This window comes from Pseudarthrobacter cremeus (assembly GCF_051857465.1).
Lineage (GTDB): Bacteria > Actinomycetota > Actinomycetes > Actinomycetales > Micrococcaceae > Arthrobacter.
On the sequence record NZ_JBPZHC010000022.1, the window covers coordinates 1 to 24,218 of the forward strand.

Annotated in this window: 15 protein-coding genes; 5 read left to right on the forward strand and 10 right to left on the reverse strand. The window is 61.9% G+C overall.

Going from position 1 to position 24,218, the window contains the following annotated elements:
- Window positions 1-416: 416 nt before the first annotated feature.
- Both ACS5PJ_RS21820 and ACS5PJ_RS21825 read right to left on the reverse strand, forming a co-directional pair.
- Window positions 417-1,931: an amino acid permease gene (locus ACS5PJ_RS21820; protein WP_439436934.1), complete on the reverse strand. Its 1,515-nt coding sequence runs from the start codon at window positions 1,929-1,931 to the stop codon at window positions 417-419.
- Between the two features lie 520 nt (window positions 1,932-2,451).
- The gene (locus tag ACS5PJ_RS21825) at window positions 2,452-4,050 is read right to left on the reverse strand and encodes a helix-turn-helix domain-containing protein (protein ID WP_439436935.1); all 1,599 of its coding nucleotides are present in this window, start codon (window positions 4,048-4,050) and stop codon (window positions 2,452-2,454) included.
- A gap of 157 nt (window positions 4,051-4,207) precedes the next feature.
- Between ACS5PJ_RS21825 and ACS5PJ_RS21830 the strand changes: the two genes are divergently transcribed.
- The 3 genes from ACS5PJ_RS21830 to ACS5PJ_RS21840 all read left to right on the forward strand — a co-directional run bounded on the left by ACS5PJ_RS21830 (window position 4,208) and on the right by ACS5PJ_RS21840 (window position 9,860).
- Window positions 4,208-6,262: a hydantoinase/oxoprolinase family protein gene (locus tag ACS5PJ_RS21830; protein ID WP_439436936.1), complete on the forward strand. Its 2,055-nt coding sequence runs from the start codon at window positions 4,208-4,210 to the stop codon at window positions 6,260-6,262.
- Window positions 6,263-6,264: 2 nt separating this feature from the next.
- Window positions 6,265-8,271 carry a hydantoinase B/oxoprolinase family protein gene (locus tag ACS5PJ_RS21835; RefSeq protein WP_439436937.1) on the forward strand — a complete coding sequence of 669 codons (2,007 nt, stop codon included), beginning with the start codon at window positions 6,265-6,267 and terminating at the stop codon, window positions 8,269-8,271.
- A gap of 365 nt (window positions 8,272-8,636) precedes the next feature.
- Window positions 8,637-9,860, forward strand: a complete 1,224-nt coding sequence (locus ACS5PJ_RS21840) for a purine-cytosine permease family protein (RefSeq protein WP_439436938.1) — start codon at window positions 8,637-8,639, stop codon at window positions 9,858-9,860.
- A 73-nt stretch (window positions 9,861-9,933) separates the two neighbouring features.
- On the opposite strand, the gene ACS5PJ_RS21845 is transcribed toward ACS5PJ_RS21840, so the two are convergent.
- The 8 genes from ACS5PJ_RS21845 to ACS5PJ_RS21880 form a co-directional block, all read right to left on the reverse strand.
- Entirely contained in the window at window positions 9,934-11,193 is a 1,260-nt protein-coding gene (locus tag ACS5PJ_RS21845; protein ID WP_439436953.1) for an amidohydrolase, read from the reverse strand.
- Window positions 11,194-13,135: 1,942 nt separating this feature from the next.
- Entirely contained in the window at window positions 13,136-13,294 is a 159-nt protein-coding gene (locus ACS5PJ_RS21850; RefSeq protein ID WP_439436939.1) for a hypothetical protein, read from the reverse strand.
- A gap of 59 nt (window positions 13,295-13,353) precedes the next feature.
- The gene (locus tag ACS5PJ_RS21855) at window positions 13,354-14,562 is read right to left on the reverse strand and encodes an acetyl-CoA C-acetyltransferase (protein WP_439436940.1); all 1,209 of its coding nucleotides are present in this window, start codon (window positions 14,560-14,562) and stop codon (window positions 13,354-13,356) included.
- Between the two features lie 85 nt (window positions 14,563-14,647).
- The gene (locus tag ACS5PJ_RS21860) at window positions 14,648-15,751 is read right to left on the reverse strand and encodes a 3-hydroxyacyl-CoA dehydrogenase family protein (RefSeq protein WP_439436941.1); all 1,104 of its coding nucleotides are present in this window, start codon (window positions 15,749-15,751) and stop codon (window positions 14,648-14,650) included.
- 18 nt (window positions 15,752-15,769) lie between these two features.
- Window positions 15,770-17,281 (reverse strand): aldehyde dehydrogenase family protein, encoded by a 1,512-nt coding sequence (locus ACS5PJ_RS21865; protein ID WP_439436942.1) that lies wholly within the window; start codon window positions 17,279-17,281, stop codon window positions 15,770-15,772.
- Complete coding sequence (locus tag ACS5PJ_RS21870; RefSeq protein WP_439436943.1) at window positions 17,278-18,480, reverse strand: acyl-CoA dehydrogenase family protein; 1,203 nt, start codon at window positions 18,478-18,480, stop codon at window positions 17,278-17,280. Before ACS5PJ_RS21870 ends, ACS5PJ_RS21865 begins: the two co-directional genes overlap by 4 nt.
- Window positions 18,477-19,724 (reverse strand): CaiB/BaiF CoA transferase family protein, encoded by a 1,248-nt coding sequence (locus ACS5PJ_RS21875; protein ID WP_439436944.1) that lies wholly within the window; start codon window positions 19,722-19,724, stop codon window positions 18,477-18,479. Before ACS5PJ_RS21875 ends, ACS5PJ_RS21870 begins: the two co-directional genes overlap by 4 nt.
- Before the next feature lie 31 nt (window positions 19,725-19,755).
- Entirely contained in the window at window positions 19,756-21,114 is a 1,359-nt protein-coding gene (locus ACS5PJ_RS21880) for an aminotransferase class III-fold pyridoxal phosphate-dependent enzyme (RefSeq protein WP_439436945.1), read from the reverse strand.
- A 126-nt stretch (window positions 21,115-21,240) separates the two neighbouring features.
- Between ACS5PJ_RS21880 and ACS5PJ_RS21885 the strand changes: the two genes are divergently transcribed.
- Together ACS5PJ_RS21885 and ACS5PJ_RS21890 are read left to right on the forward strand one after the other, a co-directional pair.
- Window positions 21,241-22,680 (forward strand): PucR family transcriptional regulator, encoded by a 1,440-nt coding sequence (locus ACS5PJ_RS21885; protein WP_439436946.1) that lies wholly within the window; start codon window positions 21,241-21,243, stop codon window positions 22,678-22,680.
- A 367-nt stretch (window positions 22,681-23,047) separates the two neighbouring features.
- A complete protein-coding gene (locus ACS5PJ_RS21890) occupies window positions 23,048-24,199 on the forward strand; it encodes an alcohol dehydrogenase catalytic domain-containing protein (RefSeq protein WP_439436947.1) in 1,152 nt (383 codons plus the stop codon).
- Window positions 24,200-24,218 lie beyond the last annotated feature (19 nt).

The window sequence follows — 24,218 nt, forward strand, 5'->3', positions numbered from 1 at the left end:
TCCCGCGTCGAACGAGGCATCATCCGCAACGACGAACTCGCAACAAGCTACCGGACATGGCTCGAGGAGCAAGCGACTCAAGAAATGAATTGACAACCATAGGAGCATCACTGGGAAGTCCCGGAAACATCGGCAATCCGGCCCGACCCGCCACCAGTTCGACACGGTCCGCAGCCCAAGGTGTGCACAATGTGCACACCCCTCTTCCTCCCCACTTCGGCGCCCCAACCAGGCCGCCTAAACGCCAGTTGGCACTGGGCAGTTGTGTCATGCCCGCGATTTCGCTCGGACATGAAGAGAAGACCTCCGCAGCCGACTGGCCCCGAACAACCACCACGCTAAGGGGCGGCCCTCCTGCCGGAAAATCCGGCAGGAGGGCGGGCCAAAAGCTTCCAGGCTGGCGGCCGAGTCTACGTTCACTGGTGGATGACGGGCTCCACTTCGGCTCGGCCGATGTCCTGCACAGCCGGGTGTGAGTGTTCGAGGGCACCGCCGGGCTGCTGCTCGCCGCGGCCCTTGATACCTCGACGAATGAGCGGCCAGAAGACGGCGAGCACGGCCACCGAAATGAGACTCATCCACACCTGGGCCCGGCTATCATCGTCGGTGAACAGCATCACCACGACGATGCCAGCGACCGCGGCGACTGTTAGAAGGCCCAGCCATGGGTGAAGCCACATTTTGAGCTTCAGGTTTGTGCGCTCTTCTGGCGTCATTTTCTGGCGGAGCCGCATCTGAGTGACCGCGATGAATGCGTATACGAACAAAGCAACAAGACCGGCCGAGTTCATGATGAAGTCAAAGATTCCCGAGTCCGGAGCGAGGAAGTTCACCAGCACGGCTGCATAGCCGCCGACGGTGGACGCGAGTACAGCGACAAATGGGACGCCTGCTTTGGACTTCCTGGCCACGATGCGGGGAGCGAGGCCCTGGGCAGCGAGGGAGGAGAACATCCGTGCAGCCGAGTACAGTCCCGAGTTGAGGACCGAGCATACTGCGGTAAGGATGACTGCGCTCATGATGAACGAGGCGCCTGGCAGGCCGAAGAGTCCGAAGATATGGGCGAACGGCGCTTCTACCTTCGGTTTCGGGAGTTCGTTCCACGGAACGATGGTCACGATGAGCAGCACACCGCCGACGAAGAACAGCAGGATGCGCCACACCACAGTCCTGGTGGCTTGGCGGATGCCCCTGGTCGGGTTCTCCGATTCGGCTGCTGCCATGACGGCGATTTCGGTGCCGAAGTAGGAGAAGATCACAATCGCGACACCGCTGATGACCGGCCACAGTCCGTTGGGGGCGAAACCGCCGTGCGTCCAGAGGTTCGGGATAGAGAAGACGGCGTTCGGCCACAACCCGAGTGCGAAGAGGGTGCCAATGCCGAGGAACACGATGATCGTGACGACCTTGATGCTCGCGAGCCAGAATTCGACTTCGCCGAAGGATCGCACCGATACCAAGTTTGTGGTGGTGAAAATGAGCATTAGAAGAACGGAGAACAGCCACTGCGGGACTTCCGGAAACCACCCGGTGAGAATCGCACCGCCTACGACGGCCTCAAATGCGATGACGCCGACCCAGAAGTACCAGTAGAGCCAGCCGACGAAGTACCCGGCCCATTCGCCGAGGCCGACCCGGGCATATTCCATGAAGGAACCGACGGTCGGCCGTGCAGTGGCCATCTCACCGAGCATCCGCATAGCGAACAGTACGATCAGCCCGCCGATCAGATATGACAGGATTGCCGCGGGTCCTACCGCGCGGACGATGTTGCCCGAGCCTACGAAAAGGCTCGCGCCGATGATGCCGCCGAGTGTGATCATGGTGACGTGGCGTGACCGGAGCTTCTTGTGCTCCGTGCGGGGCACTACAGAGATTTCGGCCGCTGTCTCTGGCGATACCGGTCTGATACCGCGTTCGGGTTCTTGCATGGATTTCTTGACTCCTAGAATCGGCGGGCGTCGGTGACGCCAATCACATTTCCATGCCAGTGTGTGCGGTGCAGCTTCCCGAGTCTATGGATGATCTGCACTGATAGCACCGTATCTCTTATACGCAAGGTACAACTTACGATCAAGGGCGCGCCTCCACTCTGTCCAGAGAACAGATAAGGACGTGACCCCTGACGCCAGCGAAAGCTGCTTCCGTGCTACGGTCACCGGCTTCCTGAACTATCTGGAAACAGGCCGGGGCAACAGTGCCGCGACCAGGAGCCCCCGGCTCGCGGCCATCCATGCGTTCTTCGGCTACGCGGCGTACCCGCATCCCGCGCATGGGGACTTAATCAGGCCGGTGCTGGCTATTCGGGCCCAAGAACGCACCGAAAGCACACATCCGCTACCTCACGGACGCCGAGGTCAACGCCCTGCTCCTGGTCCCGCCCGAAGCCCGGTGGGTCGCCGGGCGCCACCGGGGGTCCGCACCCCGGCAGCCGCGCGCAAGTTGGCTGTTTTACGGATTGCCCGGCTCGTTCCAGGTCTGGCTCAAAGCAACTACGTCGTCGTGAAAGGCAAGGTAAAGGTTGGCAATTATCCGTGGGCTCGAGAGGGACCCGCCGACCAGAGTTTCAACTTTCTTCAACCGGTATCGGACGGTGTTTGGGTGAACGAACAACTCGCCAGCGACCTTCGCTACGTCCAGATCGTTCACCAGGTAGCAGATGACCGTCTGCTTCAGTTCGCTGTCGGCCTGTAGTGCTTCAACAAATAGATTTAGCTTGTCCTTATCCTGTGGTGACTGCCGACGGGCCAGGAGCCATGTGGCTGGATCCACGTCGTCCAGCCGGACGATCCCCTTGTAGATCCCGGAGCCGGTCCTTGTCGCCGCCTGGATTTGTCTGCGGGCGATGCCTGCGGCTGCCTCTGCTTCCCGGAATGCCTCGGGGGTCCTTGCAAGGTCGGAATAAGGTTCAGACAGGCCGACGAATACTGAACTGTCCGTCAACTCCAGCCAGGCGTCCAAGGCTGATGAGTTCGAAACCACAGCATGAAAGCCCGGGGGGCTCTCGGGAGTTCGCCCATTCTCCGCGAGCAATAGTCCCAGACCGCTGGCTTCGGCGCGGCGCAAGAGTTGTTCCGAAAAGGAAGTGTCCATTGGCTCTTGGGCGAGATTCGCGGCGACCACGGCCCGGAGGGGCTCGTAGGGTGTAAATCGGAACGCACGCATACGCTCCCAGTGCCTGAATTCGCGGGCCACGGGCACGCCGTCTTGCAGCAGGGTCAGCAATTGCGTGTTTTCGTGCCGTTGTCTTGAATCTGAGAACTGAGCGATTCCATTCACTGCCGCAAGAAGTCGCTGTGTCGTTTCCAGCAGTAGGTCTCCGAGATCCTTCAGTACGCGGTGATTCCTACTGGCCACTGCAATGACAAAGCCATCCCCTCGAAGCACCAGTGGCCGGGCCATAACTCCCCACTGTCCTATCACCAGAATCTCAGAACTGTTATTGCCTTTACGCAGCTCTTTCCAGATCAAGTGGGTCGGCCCGTCCCCGGAGGATTCGACGATTCGTCCGGAATCTTCGTACAGCACCGCTGTACCCCGGCATGCCATCGCGAGCCTGACAATGAGGGCGTGGACGGGGTTCTCAGCAGAGATGCTTTGCAGCAGATCATTGCTGAGCCAGAGCGCCCGCTTTTGCAGGTAGGCGTCAGGAGAGGCCTGGGACTGGTTAATGAAGTTCTCGATCCGGTGGAAGGGAACGTCGTGTGCCACCGTGTACAGAGGGAACCCGGCCTGTTTGCAAGCCGCGACCAGCATCGCAGGGACCTGGTCAAAGTAGACCCCAATCCCGAAAAACAGGGCCGCTACGCGGGCCTTCCGCAGATCTTCGACGAGTCTCACGGCCAGCAGTTCATCCCGTTCCGCGTTCACAAACCTCAGCCCGGTAGTGAGCAGCACAGTGTTCGGCTCCAGCCAGCCCGCCGGATTATGGATGTCGCTGGTGTGCGCTCCCGTGATGACAGCGTCCGGGCTACCCGGGACCAGAGGAGCCAAACCCAACGGAGCCTCTGACACCACGTCATGAAGGGTGACGGGAGACTTATCGGGCATCCCGACTCCTAACTTCGACGTAACGGGGCGCCGGGCTGAAGGGTGATTGTAATTTTCACAATGATTTCCGTCTCTTAATTTTAGTTTCGCCAGTGACAGAGATTCACGTCACAGCGGATGGTTGTTGCTACCCAATCAGCTTCCTGGAGGAACATAGATGTCTAATCTCAGAGTCGCCGTCGACGTCGGGGGAACATTTACCGACGTCTGCATTTTCGATGAAGAAACACAGCGCATGCGTGTCACCAAGGTCCCATCGACACCAGCTGACCCCATGCTGGCGATATTGAACGGCGTGGAACGCGCCGAGATTAATCTGGCTGACGTGTCGCTGTTCTCACACGGCACCACGGTAGCAACAAACGCCCTGATTACCCGCAACTTTCCCCCCGCAGCCATGGTCACGACCAAGGGATTCAGGGACGTCATCGAGATCCGGGACGGCACCAAAGACGACCTGTGGGACGCCTACAACGATGTGACCGGCCCTTACATCCGCCGCCGCGACAGGTTCGAGGTGACCGAACGTATTGACTACGCCGGAAACATCGTTGCTCCCCTGGACGAAGAAGAAGCCCGCCGTCTCGCCGCGGTCCTGCGTAAGCGCGGTGTCACAACCATTGCCGTCTGCTTCATCAACTCCTACGCCAACGCCGAGCACGAAATCCGGATGCGGAAAATCCTGGAAGAGGAACTTCCGGAAGCCACGGTCTCCACCTCGGCCGAGATCCTGCCCGAAATCTTCGAGCACGACCGCTTCAACACCGCCGTTTCCAACGCCGTGCTGGGACCACTGGTGTCCGGCTACGTCAGCCGCCTCGCCGACGAGCTCAAAACCGGCGGTTACGACGGCGACCTGCTGCTCCTGCACTCCGGCGGCGGTTCCATGACCCCCCGCATGGTCAAGCGCTACCCCGTGCGCCTCGCAGCGTCCGGCATCGCCGCCGGCGCGATCGCAGCCAAGCACATTGCCCAGCAGTGTGGCTTCGACAACGCCGTGAGCCTGGACATGGGCGGCACGTCTACCGACATTGCTCTGGTCTCCGACGGTGAACTCCGCATCACCAAGGAATGGCAGGTTGAATACGGCCACCCCATCGTTTTCCCCAGCATCGAGGTTCTCACCATCGGCGCCGGCGGCGGCTCGATTGCGCACATTGACATTGCCGGTTCCCTGAGGAACGGCCCGCAGTCCGCGGGCGCCGATCCGGGGCCGGCCTGCTACAACATGGGCGGCGAAGAGCCGACCAACTGCGACGCCAACGTGGTATTGAACAGGCTTGGATCCACACTGGCCGGTGGAGCGAAGACGCTGGACCGCGGGCTCTCGCAGGCCGTGATCAAGCGTGCCATCGCTGAACCGCTGGACATGAGCGAAGCCGAGGCTGCCCACGCCATCCTCCAAGTCGCGAACGCCAACATGGCCGACGCCGTCCGCCTGATCTCCATCCGCCGCGGCTACGACCCCCGCGACTTCGCCCTGCTCGCCTTCGGTGGCGCCGGTGCCCTGCACGGCGTCGAGGTGGCCAGGGAACTGAACATTCCCACGGTCGTCGTTCCGCCCAACCCCGGTGTTACGTCCGCATTGGGCTGCCTCCTGGTGGACATCAGGCACGACCTGTCTGCAATGTATACGGCGGTTGCCGCCCACGCCGATCCTGAAGACCTCGAGAGCAAATACAAGGCCCTCGAAACGGAAGCCACCGCACGGCTCCGCCACGAAGGCGTATCCGCGGAAAACTCGATCCTGCAACGGATCATCTCCATGCGCTACCAGGGACAATGGCGATCGCTGGCCGTGAACATGGGAACCGGCGACGGTGCTCTCGAAGAAGCCATCCAGAGCTTCCACCAGCAGCACGAACGCGAATTTGCGTTCCGCCAGGATGACCAGCCCGTGGAAATCTACCAGCTGCAGCTCTCCGCAATCGGCAAGACGCCCAAGCCCTCCTTCGCGCCGGCGACGAAACGGGTCTCCGAGCCCGGCGAGCCCGATTCAGTACGGCCCGTGTACTTCGGTGAGGACGGCTGGGTCGATACGCCCGTCTACGACCGCACCAAGCTCGGGGCAGGCACGACCTTCCAGGGTCCCGCCATCATCGACCAGCTCGACTCAACAACAGTCGTCCCGCCGCGCACCACCGCCGAAATCGACGAGTGGCTCAACATTCGGATTCACCTCACAGAGTTCAAAGACGAGCAGGAAGCCTAATCATGACCGACGTGATCACCATCCCAGATCTCCATGTCGCCCACACCGATGCGCGGCAGGCATCAGGCCTTGACCCCGTGACATTCGAGGTGCTGAAAAACGCCTTCGTCACCAGCGTTGACCTGATGAGCGAGCAGATTCTGAGGACCTGCTACTCCTTCGTCATCTACTCCCGTGACTTCTCCTCCGCCCTCTGTGATGCCAACGGAAACACCGTCATGCAGGGCAGCGGCGACATCGCCGTCCACGTCGGTACCCTGCACTTCCAGTGCAAAGCCGTCATTGAAGAATTCGGAAAAGACATACACCCCGGCGATGTGTTCGCCATCAACGACCCCTACCGCGGCGGTACGCACTTCAACGACGTCAGCTTCATCAGGCCGATCTTCTCGGACGGGGAGGTAATCGCCTTCGCCCAGAACAAGGGTCACTGGGCTGACATCGGCGGCAACGTTCCAGGTTCATTCGACGTCAATGCCAAGGAACATTTCGGCGAAGGCCTGCGCATCACCCCTGTCCGGATCTGGAGCAAGGGCGTCTTCCTGCACGACGTCGCCCAGCTCCTCGTGTCCAACACCCGCGCGCCCCGACAGGCGATGGGTGACTTGCAGGCCCAATCCGAAGCGACCGCCGTGTGCGAGCGGGAAGTCCTCAGACTGGTGGACAAGTACTCCAAATCGACGGTTGTCGCCGCGATGCAGGAAACCCAGGATTACGTGGAACGGATCGTCCTGCGCCGATTGGAATCCCTGCCGCAAGGAGTGTGGGAGACCACCGACTACATCGACTTCGACCCGGGCAAGGGCGAGGGCCTGGTGCCCATCAAAATCAAACTAACGCTGGACGGCAAGGGCATCCACTACGACCTGACCGGTTCCGCTCCCGCCGTGGAAACCTTCCTTAACTCCGGTTACGGCACCACCCACTCGGCGATCTACGCCGGCACCAAGACGTTCTTCCCGGACGTTCCGCTGAACTCTGGCTTCTATGCCGCCGTCGATGCGGAAATCGGGCCAGAGGGCACCGTGGTCAATGCCGGGTGGCCCTATGCGGTCACCGGGTTCTGCTCCGGTCCCTACGAAAAGCTGATGAACGGGATCTTCGAGCTGTGGTCCCGGATTATGCCCGAACGCGCCATGGCCTGCGCTTTCAACCTCGAGTACCTCCTGGTCGGTGGCCGCGACGGCCGCACCGACGACAACCCCTACTTCATGTGGTACGACTGGATGGCCGGCGGCTGGGGAGGCCGAGCCTCCAAGGACGGCGCCAGCGCCACTGCCCCGGTTTTCGGACCCGGCCTGGCGGTCCAGCCCATCGAAGGTCAGGAGCGGCTGTCACCGGTCCTGACCACCGTGCACCAGATCGGCACCGACTCCGGTGGCCCCGGTCGATTCCGAGGCGGCCTCGGCATCGAAAAGGGCGGCACCCTCGTCGACGCGACGAAGACCGTGATGAGCTACTGCTGCGACCGTGCACGCTCCATCACGTGGGGCATCGAAGGCGGCCTGCCGTCGATCCCACACGGTGTCTGGATGAACAAGGGCACCGATCAGGAGAAGTTCCTCGGGTCCAACTTCTCAGCCGTTCCGCTGCACTCCGGAGATTCGTTTACCCGCCCGTCCGCTGGTGGTGGCGGCTACGGCGATCCCCTGGAACGCCCCTTCGACGAAGTCGTCGAAGACGTCATCGACCAGTACGTGTCGATCGAACGCGCAGCGAAGGACTACGGCGTCATCATCCGCGAGATCGATCGTGACCTGGACCAGTTCGAGATCGATATAGCAGCCAGCCTGGAGCTGCGCCAGCAGATCCGTGCCGACCGGCCAGGGTGGCTGACCGCCGATCCCGTCGCAGTGGCCGAGAAGTACCGCGCCGGAGAGGTGGACATGCTCGATGTGATCCGCCGCCACGGCGTCATCCTGGACTGGGGCACCGGAGAACTGTTCCCGGAGACCACCTCAGAGTTCCGCAAGAGCATGGAAAAGCGTTCGTCGTCCCACTGGCACTAAACACATTCTGACCAACACCGGGTCCGCCGGCGCTGATCGCGTCGGCGGACCCGTCATCTTCATTGCCCTGCAATCGCGACAGATCCGTGACCACGGTGAGGGAAGCAACTCAATCTGGCAGGGAACTAACGCCGGCTTGAACCGCGGAGGAGCCAGGATGGCTCCTCTCGAAACGATCTACGGCCAACCATCCTCCCCCAGGCTTCTTCAAAGATTTGAAAGGTGCAAAATTGTCATACTCAAATTACGTTCTACCCGTCACGGAGCGTGCCGGAAGATGGTCGCTCACGATGGCTTGGTGGGCAGTATTCTCCGCTATGTTCTGGATCTACGTCGCGGTGGCTTCAGCAGGAGCAGTGGGCGTCGTGAACACACTGATCGGAATGGCGCTCACCGTTGTCACTTACGGTGCCATCAACCTAGTGCTCTCGCGCTATGCTGCGCGGACAGGGCTCACGGTCAGCCTCTTCTCCCGTACGCTCTTCGGCCTTGTCGGTTCGGCACTGGCATCGCTGATCTTCGCAGCAACCGCCATCTACTACGCAGTGTTCGAAGGGTCCATCATCGCCATCGCGTTCCACGAGTACTTTGGTGGAAGTATCGTCATCTGGTACGGCATCGTGGTGCTCTATGCCATACCACTAGCCCTGGGGGGCGTGCAGAACTGGCTGGACAAACTCAACGGTGTCCTGCTCCCGCTCTACGTTGCTGGTCTGATTGCGGTCGTCGTCGCCGCTACTCTCATCCGGGGAGTACCCACAGACTGGATTGGCCAGGCCGCCGTCTCGTCAGCCCTGCCGGGCTGGCTCACTTCGTACCTTATCTACATGGGCGTCTACATCATGATGATGTACACCTTTGACTATGCCCGGCTGGGACGAAAGCAAGACGAAAAGTTCCTGGGGAGGGTGACATTTGGATGGGTCTTCTACGCATTCACATTCGGCCTGAACGGGCTGGTTGGCATCTACATCATGAGTGCATGGCGAATTGAAGCCTCTGAAACCGGCGTCGTCCAAGCGTTTATCTCATCGCTCGGACTGGCCGGCCTGCTCATCATCCTCATCTCACAGACCCGAATCAATACCGCCAACTACTTCCTGGCATCCGAAAACCTCTCGGCCTTTGCCAGCCGGGTATTTAGGCTCAACCTGCCCCGCTATGTATGGGTAATCGTCTGCGGCGCACTGGCCTTTTTACTCATGCTCACGGACGTTCTGAGCTACCTACTCAAAGCCCTGGCCTGGCAAGGCGTATTCGTAACAGCCTGGGTTGCCATCGCGCTGGTTTTCATCGGGCTGAACAGGAAAACACAAAATCTTGTCCCCGATATTCGCCCGGCTAATCTCAAAGCGGTCAGCCCCGGAGCAATTGCCTGGGTATTCGCTTCAGCAACCGGGATTGCACTCACTGAGCAAACAGCGTGGCCCGTAGTTTCCCAGCTCACGCCCCTGATCACCATGGCCTTGGCTGCAGGCGTCTATTACGGCGCCTATAAGCTCTCCCCGCCGCGTCTAATCAGTTCAACAGATACAATCGACCGATCCGATGAAGAGCTGGATCCTGCCCTTTCGCATCCCGCCAGCTGAGGCCATATCGCTAGCACGTGCGGCCGAACTCCATCGGACAAAGTAGTCCGATGGAGTTCGGCCGCGAACACCTTTATTTTGTCTCTGCCTGCGAATTAGTCTTGCTACCTGTGGGTACCTTCGCCGTGAGAGTTGGGCGGCGGTATGCCGCTTTGAGAAAGCGTTCTCTTTCGGCTGGGGTCGTTGCTGCGCCGGCGATCGTCCACGCCAGAGCGGTTGCTGCCTCGAACATCACGCTGTATGCCTCAGGGGAATCGGCAAATACTGCGAACTCGTGAGAGTGGATTGGCACATTTGCCCCGGGGATGCTCAGCCAGGGATGCAGGGCGGGAATTACCTGGGAGACGTTGCCCATATCGGTTGACCCTCCGCTCATCCCGGCGGACGTAGACGTGTCCTTACCGAACGTGTACATCGCGTCAGTCCAGTGTGCAGCCAGGGCATTGTCCTGGAGTAACGGCTCATATGCCGGTTCTGTGGCCGCGATGATTAGTGTTGTTCCGGTGGCCATGGCGGCACCTTCAAAACAGCCGCGGACACGTTCAAGCAGGGCTTCATATTCACTCAATGTGAATGCACGGCACTCAAACTCGACCACGGCCCGTTCCGGGATGATGTTCGTGGCGTGCCCCGCCTCAGCTACAAATAGAGCTATTCGGTGGTCTCCCGGTATCTGCTGACGCAGCAACCCGACCGCGACTTGGCATAGCACGGCAGCATCTGCAGCGTTTACGCCCAGGTGGGGGGCTGCTGCCGCATGTGCGGCTCGTCCAATGAACGTCGCCCGGTACCTGCCCATCGCCTGGGCGCTGGTACCTGCCGGGTTATAGGTCACTCCATCCTGGACAGGGTGAACCATCAGGGCGAGGCTGATCCCGTCAAATGCCCCACGTTCAAGAAGAAGCGCTTTGCCGCCACCGTTTTCCTCGGCAGGGGTTCCAATGGCCTTCAGTGTGATGCCGAGCTCATCCACATAGGGTCTCAGGGCAAGCGCAGCCCCGACTGACGCGCCAGCAATAAGGTTGTGCCCGCACGCATGTCCAATGTTTGGAAGCGCGTCGTATTCCACGCACAGCGCCACCTTCAGGGAACCGCTTCCGGCGGTAGCTGTAAAAGCTGTCGAAAGACCACCGGTGCCCCGCTCCACGATGAAGCCGCCTTCGACCAAGAGCGCCGCTGCCGCCTCCGACGAGCGGACCTCCTCGAAGGCCACCTCGGGATGGGAATAAATCTCGTGGGCCATGGCCTGAACCCGCGGCGTCCACTCCTTGACGCCCTCTGCAAGGGCAGTGCGCAGGCTTGCCATAACGGTTGCCGTGCCTCCTGGTTCCATGAGTATCGCCCGCTGAGCAGGACATAAACGAGTCGGGCCTGGTGCTCGCGAAGTCCAATCATCCGACATCTAAGTGGGCCTCGCTGAAGTGACGACCACAGTCGTTCCTGAGCCCTGTGAGGGCAGTGCCACGGGGCCAGGCGGGAGTGCAGGCCCCCAAGATTTGAACGCAGTCACTTCCGGACTGGATGGAACGTGTCCGGGTTCATCTCAAACCCTGCTTGAAGGACTCTATCAAGGACCCGGGAAAGCGGAGATGGCTGTTTCGGCGATCAGTACAGACAAAAGCCGAAGTCTTGACGAAGTGTACGGTGACTCGCGTTAAGGCCTTCCCTACGATCATGGGACAGCCTGATTCTCCACCCCGCATTCACGCTCAGGCCTTCATTGTCAGGACCACGCCGAAAAAAGGGGCATCCGTGCTGCAGCTTCAGGTGAACCGCTCGAACAGTTCAACTATCAACGCAAGAACAGGGCACCACGCGCCTTGTAGTGGCTGGTGGGGACCCGAGAGTGCTACCCTGCCCATCCGTTACCTCCAGCAAGGAGAAGTCATGCCACCGCTGCATGGCTCCGAGACTGTATGGACCCTCGTTCGCTCCGCGCCACCGTTAATAGAAGCGGACTCCCAAAGCACTCAGTCCTGATGTTCGAAGGCTCGCCGCCGCCCCTTCCATTCACAAATCTAGAGAAGAGAAAAGGTAATGAAAAGCAGGATCCTCGTTCAGAGCAAGAACAGCTCCCGGCGCCTCCAGTCCCCTGAAGAGTCGCTTGGTCCTTCCCCGTCGGGTGCCGGTGTCCAGCAGTCCGGGTGGGTAAGCTCAGCAAGTCAGCAGGAGCACTCCAACCGGTGGCCAGTCGACTCGACGCACAGAAGGTCACACAAAAGTCAGAGCCGACAGTAGAACTGTCGGGCCTCCACGAGACGTGCGGGACCGCGCATGCAGAACCAGCGTTCAACACCGTGTCGTGTCGCTGCTAGCTGGGTTTGATCTACGTAGTAGCGGCCGCTGAATCACAGGTATTTGCCATCGTCTCCGAGAAGTCAAGAACACCAATCGCTACGGTTGTGTCGGCCGTTGTCTCCACGCGGCATACGGCGACGAGCACTTGGGGGTGCTCCGGTGCGACGCGCTGCGTACCCAAGAGCCTTAGCGGCGGGAATGAGACCGTGGTCAGGCCGTAGGAGCGCGTGATAACAAGTTTCGATCGTGTAGTGGACGACAATGGTGACGCTCACCAGGCCCAGGCCTGTCCGGCCGGGCATCCGGCTACGACATGGAAGACAGCAGTGGCTGCGGCGACGATGACAAGTCCAAGGTACGTGCCGACAAGCCCGTGGGTTCCGCACCGCCGCAGCGGCGATGGCCAACCGGGAATGTGGGGCTTTGGCTGAGTAAGCCAGCGGAAGCAGCCGCGCTTGCCCCCAGGACGTGGGATCCCGGCTGGATGAACGTTTTGCCCGCAGCCAGGAAAGGGTGAGTGGCCCCGTCTCACCTTGGCCCGCCGCGCCCTTTCGCGTATGGAGCCGATAGAACCCACGGAAGCACGAAGAGACGACTGACGCCACGACTATAGGTGTGATTCGAGACGCCTGTTCCTTCTGCGAGGATTCCACAGAAAGGCCCGCAGGCTGTCCGTGAAAATGAATCCCAATCCGGCCCCCAGCGCTTCAGCGGCCACGAGCCCCCGTAATGTGCAGGCATGCTCGTGACCGGAGCGATCATCGGGACGGGGTTACAGGTTGGGTTTCCACCAGCGCGCAAAAATGGGCGCAGACGGCCACCTCTGTCCGAGCGGCAGCAAGAGCCAGCGAGGGACTTCAATGCCGGCGCAGGATCAGATGAGATTCCAGGTTTGGAGGTGCGAAGCCGTGGAGTGTGCAAAGGTGATGTTTCACGGGGCGCTGCTCCTGAGCCGGTCAAGGGCTGTCTCCCCTGGACTAGATCCAAAGCTCGTAGCCGAGATCTTTGTGGAAGTACTCCCGGCGGTCAGCGGCATCGGCCGATAACCATAGGCCTGAACCGTCCGGCATTTCTTCTTCGACGATGCCCCGGCGAACAACGCGCTCGTTGGAGCGGATCTCTACGATGTCGCCCACATGGTCCTGCCACTCTCCTGCTAGGCGGAGACGTGTGGCGGTGTGCCACTGCTCGAACATCAGCGTTCCAGGAGCAGGGCGTCGCCCTGGCCCCCGCCTCCGCAAAGTGCAACGGCGGCCCGACCCGTTTCGCGGCGGATGAGTTCGTGCACGGCAGTAACCACCAGCCGGGCTCCCGAAGCACCGATTGGGTGTCCGATGGCGACGGCGCCGCCGTTAATGTTTATCCGGTCCTCAGACACACCGAGCAGGTCTCCGGAATGCAACGTAACGGAGGCGAAGGCTTCATTGATCTCGATCAGGTCGAGGTCATCGGCTGTCCAGCCTTCGCGCGAGAGGGCTGCGCGGATCGCCTTTGCGGGCTTGTCCGGCAAGGACGTGTCGGGTCCGGCGATTTGTCCGTGTGACCGCAGAACTGCAAGGACATTCCACCCATGCGTATGGGCTGTCGCCCGGGTGGTAAGCACAACGGCGGCGGCCCCATCGGTCAAAGGTGAGGCGTTTCCTGCCGTCACCGTCCCATCCGGGGAGAACGAGGACCGTAGTCGGGCCAGCGACTCCTGTGAAGCATCGGGGCGGATGCCTTCGTCCTCGCTGATTTCGAGGACGCCCTTTCGTGTGCGCACCTTCACTGGGACGATTTCCTGGGCCCACACTCCAGAGTTCTGCGCCGCGGACGCCCGCAGGTGCGAGGTGACGGCGGCGGCATCTTGGGATGCCCGCGAAATGCCTAGCGCCGAGTTGGCACGGTCAGTAGCCAGGCCCATGGCCTCGTGGTCGAAGGCATCCGTTAGTCCGTCCTGGGCGGCTGCGTCCATCAGAGTGAGCGCTCCGTACGCATTCCCGGTCCGGGTGCCTGCGACAAGGCGGGGGGCCTGGCTCATCGATTCCTGGCCGCCGGCCACGACGACGGCTGCGTCGCCAAGTCGCAGCATGCGGGCGGCCTCGATTATGGCCGACAGTCCCGAGAGGCACACTTTGTTCACTGTCACGGCGGGAGCGCTCAGTGGAATTCCCGCGGCCACCGCGCTCTGCCTGGCCGGGTTTTGTCCAGTGCCTGACTGGAGAACTTGGCCCATGATGACGGCATCGACGGCATCTGCCGGGACGCCCGCTCGTGCAAGGGCGTCGGAGATGGCCGCTCCACCCAGCTCGACGGCGGAAAGTGATGCCAGCTGGCCCAGCAGTCGTCCCTGCGCAGTACGGGCTGCGCCGACTATAACGACATCCCTTGGATCTGGTAGTCGGAGATTTGATTCTGTTTGCACTGAAAGTGCTCCCAAGTCTGGTTGGTGGAGACGGCCCGAGACTACGTCCACTGGCCATCCTCTATTTTTTGAACGGTTGTGCAGGTCACGTCTCTAGGAGGCGTGTCAGACCACCTGTCGGGAAGTTGGCGCCGAGCGTCATGCAGCGGTTGATGTCATCCCAGGTTGCGACGACGCCTTCGTCGAGCAGGAGCTGGGCTTCTTGGGCCAGGGCGCGGCGGACCCGCAGCCGTACCCGGTCGGGGTCCACGCCATGCGGCTCCGCGGACAGGATCAGTGCCTCGAGCGGAACCTTGCCGTTTTCGTCGAAGAAGCCCGGCAGCCCGGTTTTTACGACTGCCGTGAGAGAAGCTGACCGGCCGAAGCGGTCTGGGTATGCACGGTGCAGTGTGTCACAGATGTGCTGTTGCACTGTGGGGCCTATGTAGCCGATCAGCTGAAGGGGCGTCATGGGCAGACCCCACGGTGCGAGGGAACGGTCGACGGTGACGGGGTCGCCACCTCTGTCGATTTCAGCCAGTATTTCGCTGAAGAGGCGCGTGAGGAGCCGGTTCACGACGAAGCCGGGCGCGTCAGCGACGGCTATGGCCGTCTTGCCGAGAGCCCCGGCGAGGCTCCAGGCGGTGGCGAGAGCGATTTCGGATGAGAGGGGGGTCCGGACCAACTCGACGAGAGGGAGGACGGCGACTGGATTGAAGAAGTGGAACCCAAGCACCCTGCCTGGATGGTTGAGACCTCGCGCCATGTCAGTGACGGAGAGCGAGGAAGTGTTGGTGAGCAGCAGGGCGTCCGGCTCGATGTGATCCTCGAGCTGTCGGAAGACGCTCCGTTTAGTCCTTTGGTCCTCGGAGACCGCCTCGATCGCGGCGTCACACCCGCTGAACTTCGACGGATCGGTGGTGCCTCGAATTAGCCCGGCGATTTCGGCTGCCTCGCCGGGTCGGAGCTTGCCTCTGGCCTCCTGCCGGTCAAGGTGTCCGCGCATTCGGTGGAGGGCTGCGGACACCCGGTCGGTGGAAAGATCGCTGATGAGGACTGGGATGCGGAGTTTGTCAGCGACCAGCAGGACGAGCTGGCGTGCCATGAGACCCGCGCCAACGACGCCGAAGGTTTGGATGTTTTTTGGCTGCCCTGCGTTTGCGGCTAATACCGCTGCGGGGCCAGCCGTTTTTGAAAGAGTGTGAGACATCTGATCCTGCTTCCGTTCCTACCCGCGGAGGTAGACCGTTGTCGTGTGTGTATAGAAGTCCTTGGCCGCGCCGCCCTGCTCCTTGGGACCGAAGCTGCTCTTCTTTGATCCGCCAAAGGGCACATGAGGATCGGAACCCGCCGATTCCGAGTTGAGGTGAAGAATGCCCACATCGAGGGCTTCGACAGCTTCCAATGCTGTGGCGAGGTCACGGGTGAACAACGCTGCGGAGAGGCCGAACTCGGACTCTTCGGCCATCCCGAATGCTTCCTCGGTGGTCGCGGCCCGGCGGACCGCCAGTACGGGGCCAAAGAGTTCTTCTCGCCAGACGGGGTTGGTTGATCCGGCCTGGCCAGCGGGGAGCGCGAGCACGGTCGGGGCCATGAAGGCGCCGTGAGTACCGGCATAGGGATTCTCGGCGGATGTTCCGGCGATGGCTACGGCGCCGTCCGCTACGGCTGCGTTGATTCTGCTCGTGATTGACCTGCGGGCCGCCTCGTTGATCACCGGTCCCATCTGTGTTTCTGGGTCCACTGGGTCCCCGGTCTGCCAACTGCCGAGCCGGATTGTGAGGCGCTCGAGGAATACGTCGGCGATGGTGTCCGCGAGGATGAGCCGTGAGGTTGCGGTGCATTTCTGGCCTGTGGAGCGGAACGCGCCGAGAAGCACCTGCTCGGAGGCTAGGTCCAGATCAGCATCGGCCAGAACCAGGGCTGCGTTTTTGCCTCCCATTTCGCCTTGCAGGGGGATTCCCCTGACGGCGGCCTGGGCGGCAAGTGCGCGTCCGACCCCTGAGGAGCCGGTGAAGGACATGGCGTCCACGCCGGCGTTCTGAACAAGGGCAGTGCCGAGAGATCCTGGACCAATGACAAGGTTGAGTAGCCCTGCCGGAAGGCCGGCGTTTAGGAGTGCTTCGGCAAAACGCATGGCGAGCAACGGGACGGTGGAAGCGGGCTTCCAGACCACCGCGTTTCCGTGGACCAGGGCTGGAGCGATCTTCCATGCCGGGATGGCGATTGGAAAATTGAACGGGGTGACGATGCCCACTACGCCCAGCGGTTTACGGGTGACCAGGATGCGTTCACCGCGGCGGGGCGAAGCGAAGTGCTCTCCCGCCACGCGGTCACCTTCGGCTGAGAAGTAGCTAAGGATTTGGGCTGCACGCAGCACCTCTGCCCTGCCCTCAGCGAGGGTCTTGCCTTCTTCGCGGGAAAGTTCGAGGCCAAGCGCGTCGGCTTGCGACTCGAGGGCTGCTGCGGCTCGGGACAGGACGGCGCCCCGTTCGTGCATCGGGGTCCGGCTCCAGGCCCGCTGGGAGCCTCGCGCTGCCAGGGCGGCCCTGTCGACATCGGCAAGGACGGCGGTGCCGCCTTCGGCGACGATCTGCGCAGGACGGCTGGGATTGACAGAGGTGAGGTGGCCGCCGTTGCCTGAGACCCAGTCTCCGTCTATGAGGAGTCCGAGCTGCACCGTCCCCGTGGCACCGGGGGCGGTGCCGGATGTGGCTGGCGCATCAACGGCGGCACTCACCGAAAGGCTCCTATACCCGTTAGCTTCTGGCCAAGGATGAGGGTGTGGACCTCGTCGGTGCCCTCGTAGGTACGCACCGACTCGAGGTTGTTCGCGTGGCGAAGGGGCGAGTGTTCGAGCGTTATCCCGTTGCCGCCAAGGATTGTGCGCGCTTCGCGACAGATTTCGATGGCTTCGCGGCAGTTGTTCAACTTGCCCACGCTAATCTGATGGTTCTGCAGTTTTCCGGCATCCTTGAGTCGTCCCAGGTGCAGGGCCAGAAGAAAGCCCTTGTTGATTTCCAACGCCATGTTCACGAGCTTTTGCTGAGTCAACTGATAGCCGGCCAACGGCCGGTCAAACTGCAGCCGATTTTTGGAGTAGTCCAGGGCGTCTTCGAAGGCGTCACGCGCGGCTCCCATGGTTCCCCAGGCAATGCCATATCGCGCCTCGTTGAGGCAGGTGAAAGGCCCGCGGAGTCCAGTGACGTTTGGCAGGACCGCGTCGGCAGGAAGCCGCACATCGGCCAGAGTGATTTCACACTGAACAGATGCACGCATTGACAGCTTGGGCTCGATCGGTGTGGCGGTGAAGCCGGGCGTTTTGGTTGGTACGACGAAGCCGCGGATGCCGGTGTCCGTCTGGGCCCAGATCACTGCCACCTGTGCCACGTTGGCGAGCCCGATCCAACGTTTAGCCCCGGTCAATATCCAGTCCCTGCCGTCGCGGCGGGCATAGGTCGACATGGCGGAAGGGTCCGACCCGGCGGTGGGTTCGGTGAGACCGAAACATCCGATGGCCGTGCCGGCTGCCATCTGTGGAAGCCACTCCTGCTTCTGCTCCTCTGAGCCGTGCTTGGAGATGGCAGACATGGCCAGGGAGCCTTGGACGGAGACGAAGGTACGTATGCCTGAGTCGCCGGCCTCGAGTTCAGCAGCGGCGAGCCCGTAGTCCACCGCCGTTCCGCCAGCGCAGCCGTAACCTTTCAAATGCATGCCCAGCAGGCCAAGTTCGGCTAGGTCGGGGACGATTTCCAGGGGGAACCGCGCTTCTTCGTACCACGTGGCGATGTTCGGTTTGATCTCGTCTCGAACGTAGGTCCGGACCCGGTCGCGCAGTGCGGTCTCCTCAGCCGTGAGGAGAGAGTCGAAGGAGATCAGGTCCGAGGGGTCGGGTGCAGCAGCAGCCTCGATGTCGGCCGAACTAGGAGCAAGAGTCATGATGCGGTCCCTCCTGGGCATAAGTGATCTTGGGAATGGGCGGAGCTGTCAGGGGTGTAGGTAAACGTCTTGCTGTGGGGGTGATGCCGCAGCCATTCCAGCACCTCCCCGGTGTGCTCACCGAGGGCCGGTGGTGCTTGGGTGCGCGGTGGCAGCGCTGGCGTCCATGTGATCGGGTGGCGGATTTGGCGGCCGGTAACGTTACCGTCCTTGTCATGGACCTGGATGGTCGGTTCCAAGCCCAGTGACTGGGCGTATGCGATGCCTTCACCGATGCCGGCGACACGGCCTGCCGGGACTCCCACTGAAACAAGCTGCTCCTGCCATGCCGTCGCTCCGGCGCCCGCGAGGCCGGTTTCCAGCAGTTGGACCAGTTCCCGCCGATTCCTTACCCGCGCTGAATTGGTTATGAACCGCGGATCAGCCGCCAGCTGCGGATTTCCGATAGCGCGGCAGAGCTTGGCGAACTGCGAGTCATTACCCACGGCAACGGCCAGCGGGTCATCCCCGGTGGCAAGAAGCTGGTACGGGACGATGGAAGGGTGGTCATTGCCCAGCCGCGTAGGAGTAACGCCGGCACCGAGGTAGGCCTGGCCTTGGTTGGCAAGGGCGCCCTGCAGGCTTGAGAGAAGATTCACCTCGATCCGTCTTCCCCGACCTGTGGAGTTGCGTTCTGCAAGGGCGGCGAGGATGCCGATCGTGGCATCTTTCGCTGTCAGGACATCGACCAGTGCCACACCCACTTTGTACGCGTCGCCCTGAGGGTCCCCCGTAATACTCATCAGTCCCCCGACGGCCTGAACTATGAAGTCGTACCCGGGCAAATCGCGTCCGCCGTCGGAGCCGAAACCCGAAATCGATGCGTACACCAGGCCTGGGTTCTCCTGAGCCAGGGATTCATAGCCCAGCCCCAGTTTGGCGAGCCCGCCGGGTTTGAAGTTCTCCACCAATACGTCGGCGCGGCGTGCCAGTTCCCGGGCAAGCTCCAGGTGCTCGGGGTCCGTCAGGTCAAGAGTGACGGATTCCTTATTCCGATTAACGCTTTCGAAGTAGGTCCCACCCGTCTTGGAGGAAGGCGGAGCCCATTCCCTCGTGTCATCTCCGGTTCCGGGCCGCTCCACCTTGATGACCCGGGCACCGAGATCAGCCAGGGTCATGGTCGCGAGCGGACCGGCAAGCACGCGGGAGAAGTCGGCGACGACAATCCCCTCAAGCGGCGCGCCGGATCCCGGTCCCGACCTCATAACTCACCCCGCCCGGTCCACCCCCGGAAACTCATGACAGTGCCGCCCGAACGGATGCCTCCAGTACCGCCAAGCCCTCGTCAAGGACATCGGCTTCGATAACGAGCGGAGGCAGCAGCCGGATGATATTTCCGTTGGTTCCGCAGGTAAGAGTTAGGACACCATGGGCGTTGGCTGCCTTCGCTGCCGTGGTGGCGAGGTCTTTGCGGGGTCCGGAGGCGTCGCTGAACTCGATCGCCATCATCGCGCCCCTGCCGCGAACGTCCGCGACACCGTCCAACTTGACGAGCGGCTCCAGACGACGCCGCACCGCAGTTTCGATGGCAACGGCGTTCTGCAGGAGCGCGCCGTCTTCAAGGAGCTCGAACACGGCCAGAGCGGCTTCACAGGCCACGGGGTTGCCAGCGTACGTTCCGCCAAGACCACCGGGGTGGACAGCGTTCATGAGCTCAGCGCGGCCGGTAGCGGCCGAAAGCGGCAGGCCGCCGCCAAGTGCCTTAGCGGTCAGTGTGATGTCGCCGGCAATACCATCGTGCTCAGACGCGAACAGGGTGCCGGTCCGGCCCATGCCTGCCTGGATCTCGTCGATGACCAGAACGATGCCGTGGCGCGTAGCGATCTCCCGAAGACCTTGGAGGAACCCGGGGGCCTGAACAATAAAGCCACCCTCGCCCTGGATCGGTTCGATGACCATGGCCGCGAAGGTGTCCGCACCGTTTTCGGCAAGAAGCGCTTCGATCTGTTCCAGCGCCTTACCGGGCCCGTCAGGAGAGGTGTGCGCCGGGGCGGTCGGTCCGCGGAAAACCGAGCCCGGCAGGGGTCCGAAGTTGAGTCGGTACGGGTTTTCTTTAGCCGTCATCGCCATGGTGAGCTGGGTCCGCCCGTGGTAGGCCTCGTCGAAGACGAGAACGTTGGGGCGTCGTGTGGCGGCGCGGGCCACTTTGATGGCGTTTTCAACCGCTTCCGCTCCGGTAGTGAACAGAGCGGTCCGCTTTTCGAAGTCGCCGGGGGTGTGTTCGTTGAGCCACCGGCAGACCTCGACGAACGACGCGTATTCGGTCACCATGAAGCAGGTGTGGGTGAACCGCTCCAGTTGGGCGGCGGCACGCTTGGCCACCTGCGGGTTCGCGGCACCAACACTCGTCACGGCAATACCTGAGGCGAAGTCGATGAGATGGTTTCCGTCAACGTCCACGAGCAGCGCATCCTGCGCGTGGTCGATGTAAACGGGCATGACAATACCGAATGCGTCGGTGACGTGCTGGCGGCGTTCGGTCTCCAGCTCGCGGGAACGCGGTCCCGGAAGTTCGGTGAGCAGGCGGCGGGCGGTGGCTTTAACGCTGGCCGGATCGTTGGCCTGGTTTGCGGCGAGTTCTGATGTGACAGTCATAGGTCCTCCTCGTGTGGTGAAGTCCACCATAGGGACAGTACGATGACGCTGTCGTTGGACAATACATCCAAATATATTTCCGGTTCGGTCTAAGCGTACAAAGTCCGGTCATCTATGCTTTTACCCATGATCACCCTCGCAAGGCTTGTCGAGGCTGCAAAGCGCGACCTCGCGCCCTATTGGCCCATACCGCTCCCGCGCGTTGAACTCACGGGCGTGCACGTCTCCGAGCTGGAGGATCCGACGATGTTCCTCTACGGCGGCGAACTTCTCCTCACCGTCGGGCTGCAGCTCACCGGCCTGGACGGAGAAGCACGTCAGGAGGCCGCCACAAACTATGTGCAGCGGCTGGTAAAGGGTCATGTTGCTGCCCTGGGTCTTGGCCTGGGCTCAGGCCATGCCATGGTGCCGGACGAGTTGCGGGCCGCTTGCATTGAAGCCGGTCTTCCCCTTTTGACCATTCCCAGGGAGTCTCCCTTCCTGGCCGTATCACGCGCTTACTGGGAACTCGTCAGGCAAGGCGGCGAAGCCGAACTCACTGCTCTATTGGGGCTTCAGGTGGCGTTGACGAGAGCGGCCGCGCAGGATGACGCGGAACCGGAGATCGTCCGCGAATTGTCACGCGCCCTGGGAACCTGGGTGGCCTACCTGCCCGAAGGTGACGGTACTCCATCATCCGCCGCCAGTGGTGCAGAACTACCGCCAGGACTGCTGGTCGAACTCACACGGGAATCTGCCATCCTGCGGAACGCCCGCCGAGGCGCCACCGGCAATATTCAGCTGGCATCCGGTGTTGCTTCGCTCTACCCGGTATCTGACGGTCCGGCCGCTTCCGGGTATCTGGCCTTGGGTCGAAGCGGGCAGCTGGCTGCCGCCGAGCGACACTTGTTCCTTACCGCATCCACGCTCTTGGCCGCCAGGGCAGCCGGACAACGCCGCGCCGCAGCAGAGCGCCGCCGGGCTGAGGGCATGCTGGCGGCGCTGGTCCTGGAAGGACATGACGACGCAGCGCGACTTCTGGCAAAGCAAATGGACTCCGATCCGCTACCCGAAACAGCTTTCGTCGCGGTCCTGCCCGATACCGAACAACTTTCTGCCCAGCCCGCTCTGACCGGGCTGGTACTCGAACGTTCCGGTGTCACCTTTGTGCTGCAGTCAGCATCGAGCCCCTATCCACGGCTGCCGAAAGGTGTCCGCGGTGCATGGGGCGGCCCGATGCCTCTCCGGCGCCTGCACGAAATTGGAGCACAGGTGGCCGAGGCCGCTGCCGCCGCACCCGCAGGACAGCTGATCCGCGTCGGGCACGGCCTCGACCTACCGGCAGATGAATGGGTGGATGAACTAACCTCCCACGCAGGACAGCTCCTTGAAACGGTCCGCGCCTACCTGGCCCATCGCGGCCAATGGGAGGCCGCCGGCCGCGACCTCGGAGTGCACCGGAACTCAGTTCGTTATCGAATCGCCCAGGCTAAAGAACTGTTGGGGATTGACCTGGATGACCCCGACGTAGCCGCCCAACTCTGGCTCGCCCTCCGAGGCCGCTCTCAGGCATCGCCTAAAGCTTAGCGGGCAAGTATTGCGGTGAGGCTGAAGCGCGTCGCAGCAAATCCGCGCACTCACTAATCCATTCTTCGCATGGGCGACCTGCGCCAGCCGCGGTACAAACCCCACCGACAAGCAGTCTTTTGACGTTTCCTACAAAGGAAAGTGCAAATCATGACTTTCTGCATCGTGACGTGAATGTCCGGCCTGCCTACTCTCAATGGATAGTCCGTCGTCGGAGGAACCAACCCTGAGGGGATGAGTTCCCCGCTGAAGGATGAACGGTGAGAACAACGCGAGCCGGCGCCCCAGATGGTGAGCGGCGGCGCACGCTCCCTCCTTCAAAGGCCTTCCCTCTGCACAGCTCCACCGCACTACTGAGAGGACAATCGTGACCATCCAAGATACGAACTCCATTGCAAAGACAATCACTACCAGGACCATACGCGGGGCGGTACTAGAGACCATCGGGGCAGAGCGGCCCTACGCTGATACCCATCCCTTCCATGTGGAAAACCTTGAACTTGAAGGACCCGGCACGGGCGAGATCCTGGTCCGCATCGAGGCAGCCGGCGTATGCCACTCCGACCTTTCCGTAGTCAACGGCAACCGGCCGCGGCCGGTCCCGATGCTGCTCGGCCACGAGGCAGCCGGCATCGTGGAGGAACTGGGCGAGGGTGTCAATGACATCTCCGTGGGCCAGCGCGTCGTCATGACCTTCCTCCCCCGCTGCGGAGAATGTGCAGGATGCAACTCCAAGGGCAAAACCCCGTGCTCGCAGGGCAGCGCTTCCAATACGGAAGGCACCCTGCTGGGCGGCTACCGCAGACTCTCCCGCGCGGGTCAGCCCGTCCAACACCACCTCGGGGTCTCCGCCTTCGCCACCTATGCAGTGGTCTCACGCCGTTCCGTGGTGCCCGTGGGCGCGGACGTTCCGGCGCACATAGCGGCTTTGCTCGGGTGCGCACTGCTCACCGGAGGAGGAGCCATCCTCAACGTCGCCAAGCCTGGACCTTCCGCACGGGTAGCCATCGTCGGTCTCGGCGGAGTAGGCATGGCTGCGCTCATTACGGCTATTGCCACCGGAGTCGAACACGTCATCGGTATCGATACTTTGCCGGCCAAGCTGGAAGCCGCGCGAAACCTCGGTGCAACCGACGCCTTTACTTCTGCTGAGGCCCTGGAGCGCGGCGAAAAGTTCGACGCCGTCATCGAAGCGGCAGGACATCCGCGCGCTCTGGAAGCAGCGGTCGCACTGACAAAGCCGGGCGGCATTACCGTCACCGTCGGACTGCCCGCACCGGGCCAGTCAATCAACATCGACCCGCTGACCCTTACGGCGGAGGCGCGGTCGATCGTGGGCAGCTACCTCGGCTCGGCGGTCCCGGAACATGACATCCCGATCTACGAACAACTCTGGCGATCGGGCCAGCTTGCCGTTGAAGGCCTGGTCTCAGACACCATCCCGCTGGAAGAGATCAACCGCGCCATGGACACCCTCGATGGCGGCCACGCACTGCGCCAAATCATCACCTTTTCCTGACCACCCCACATTTTCAGCT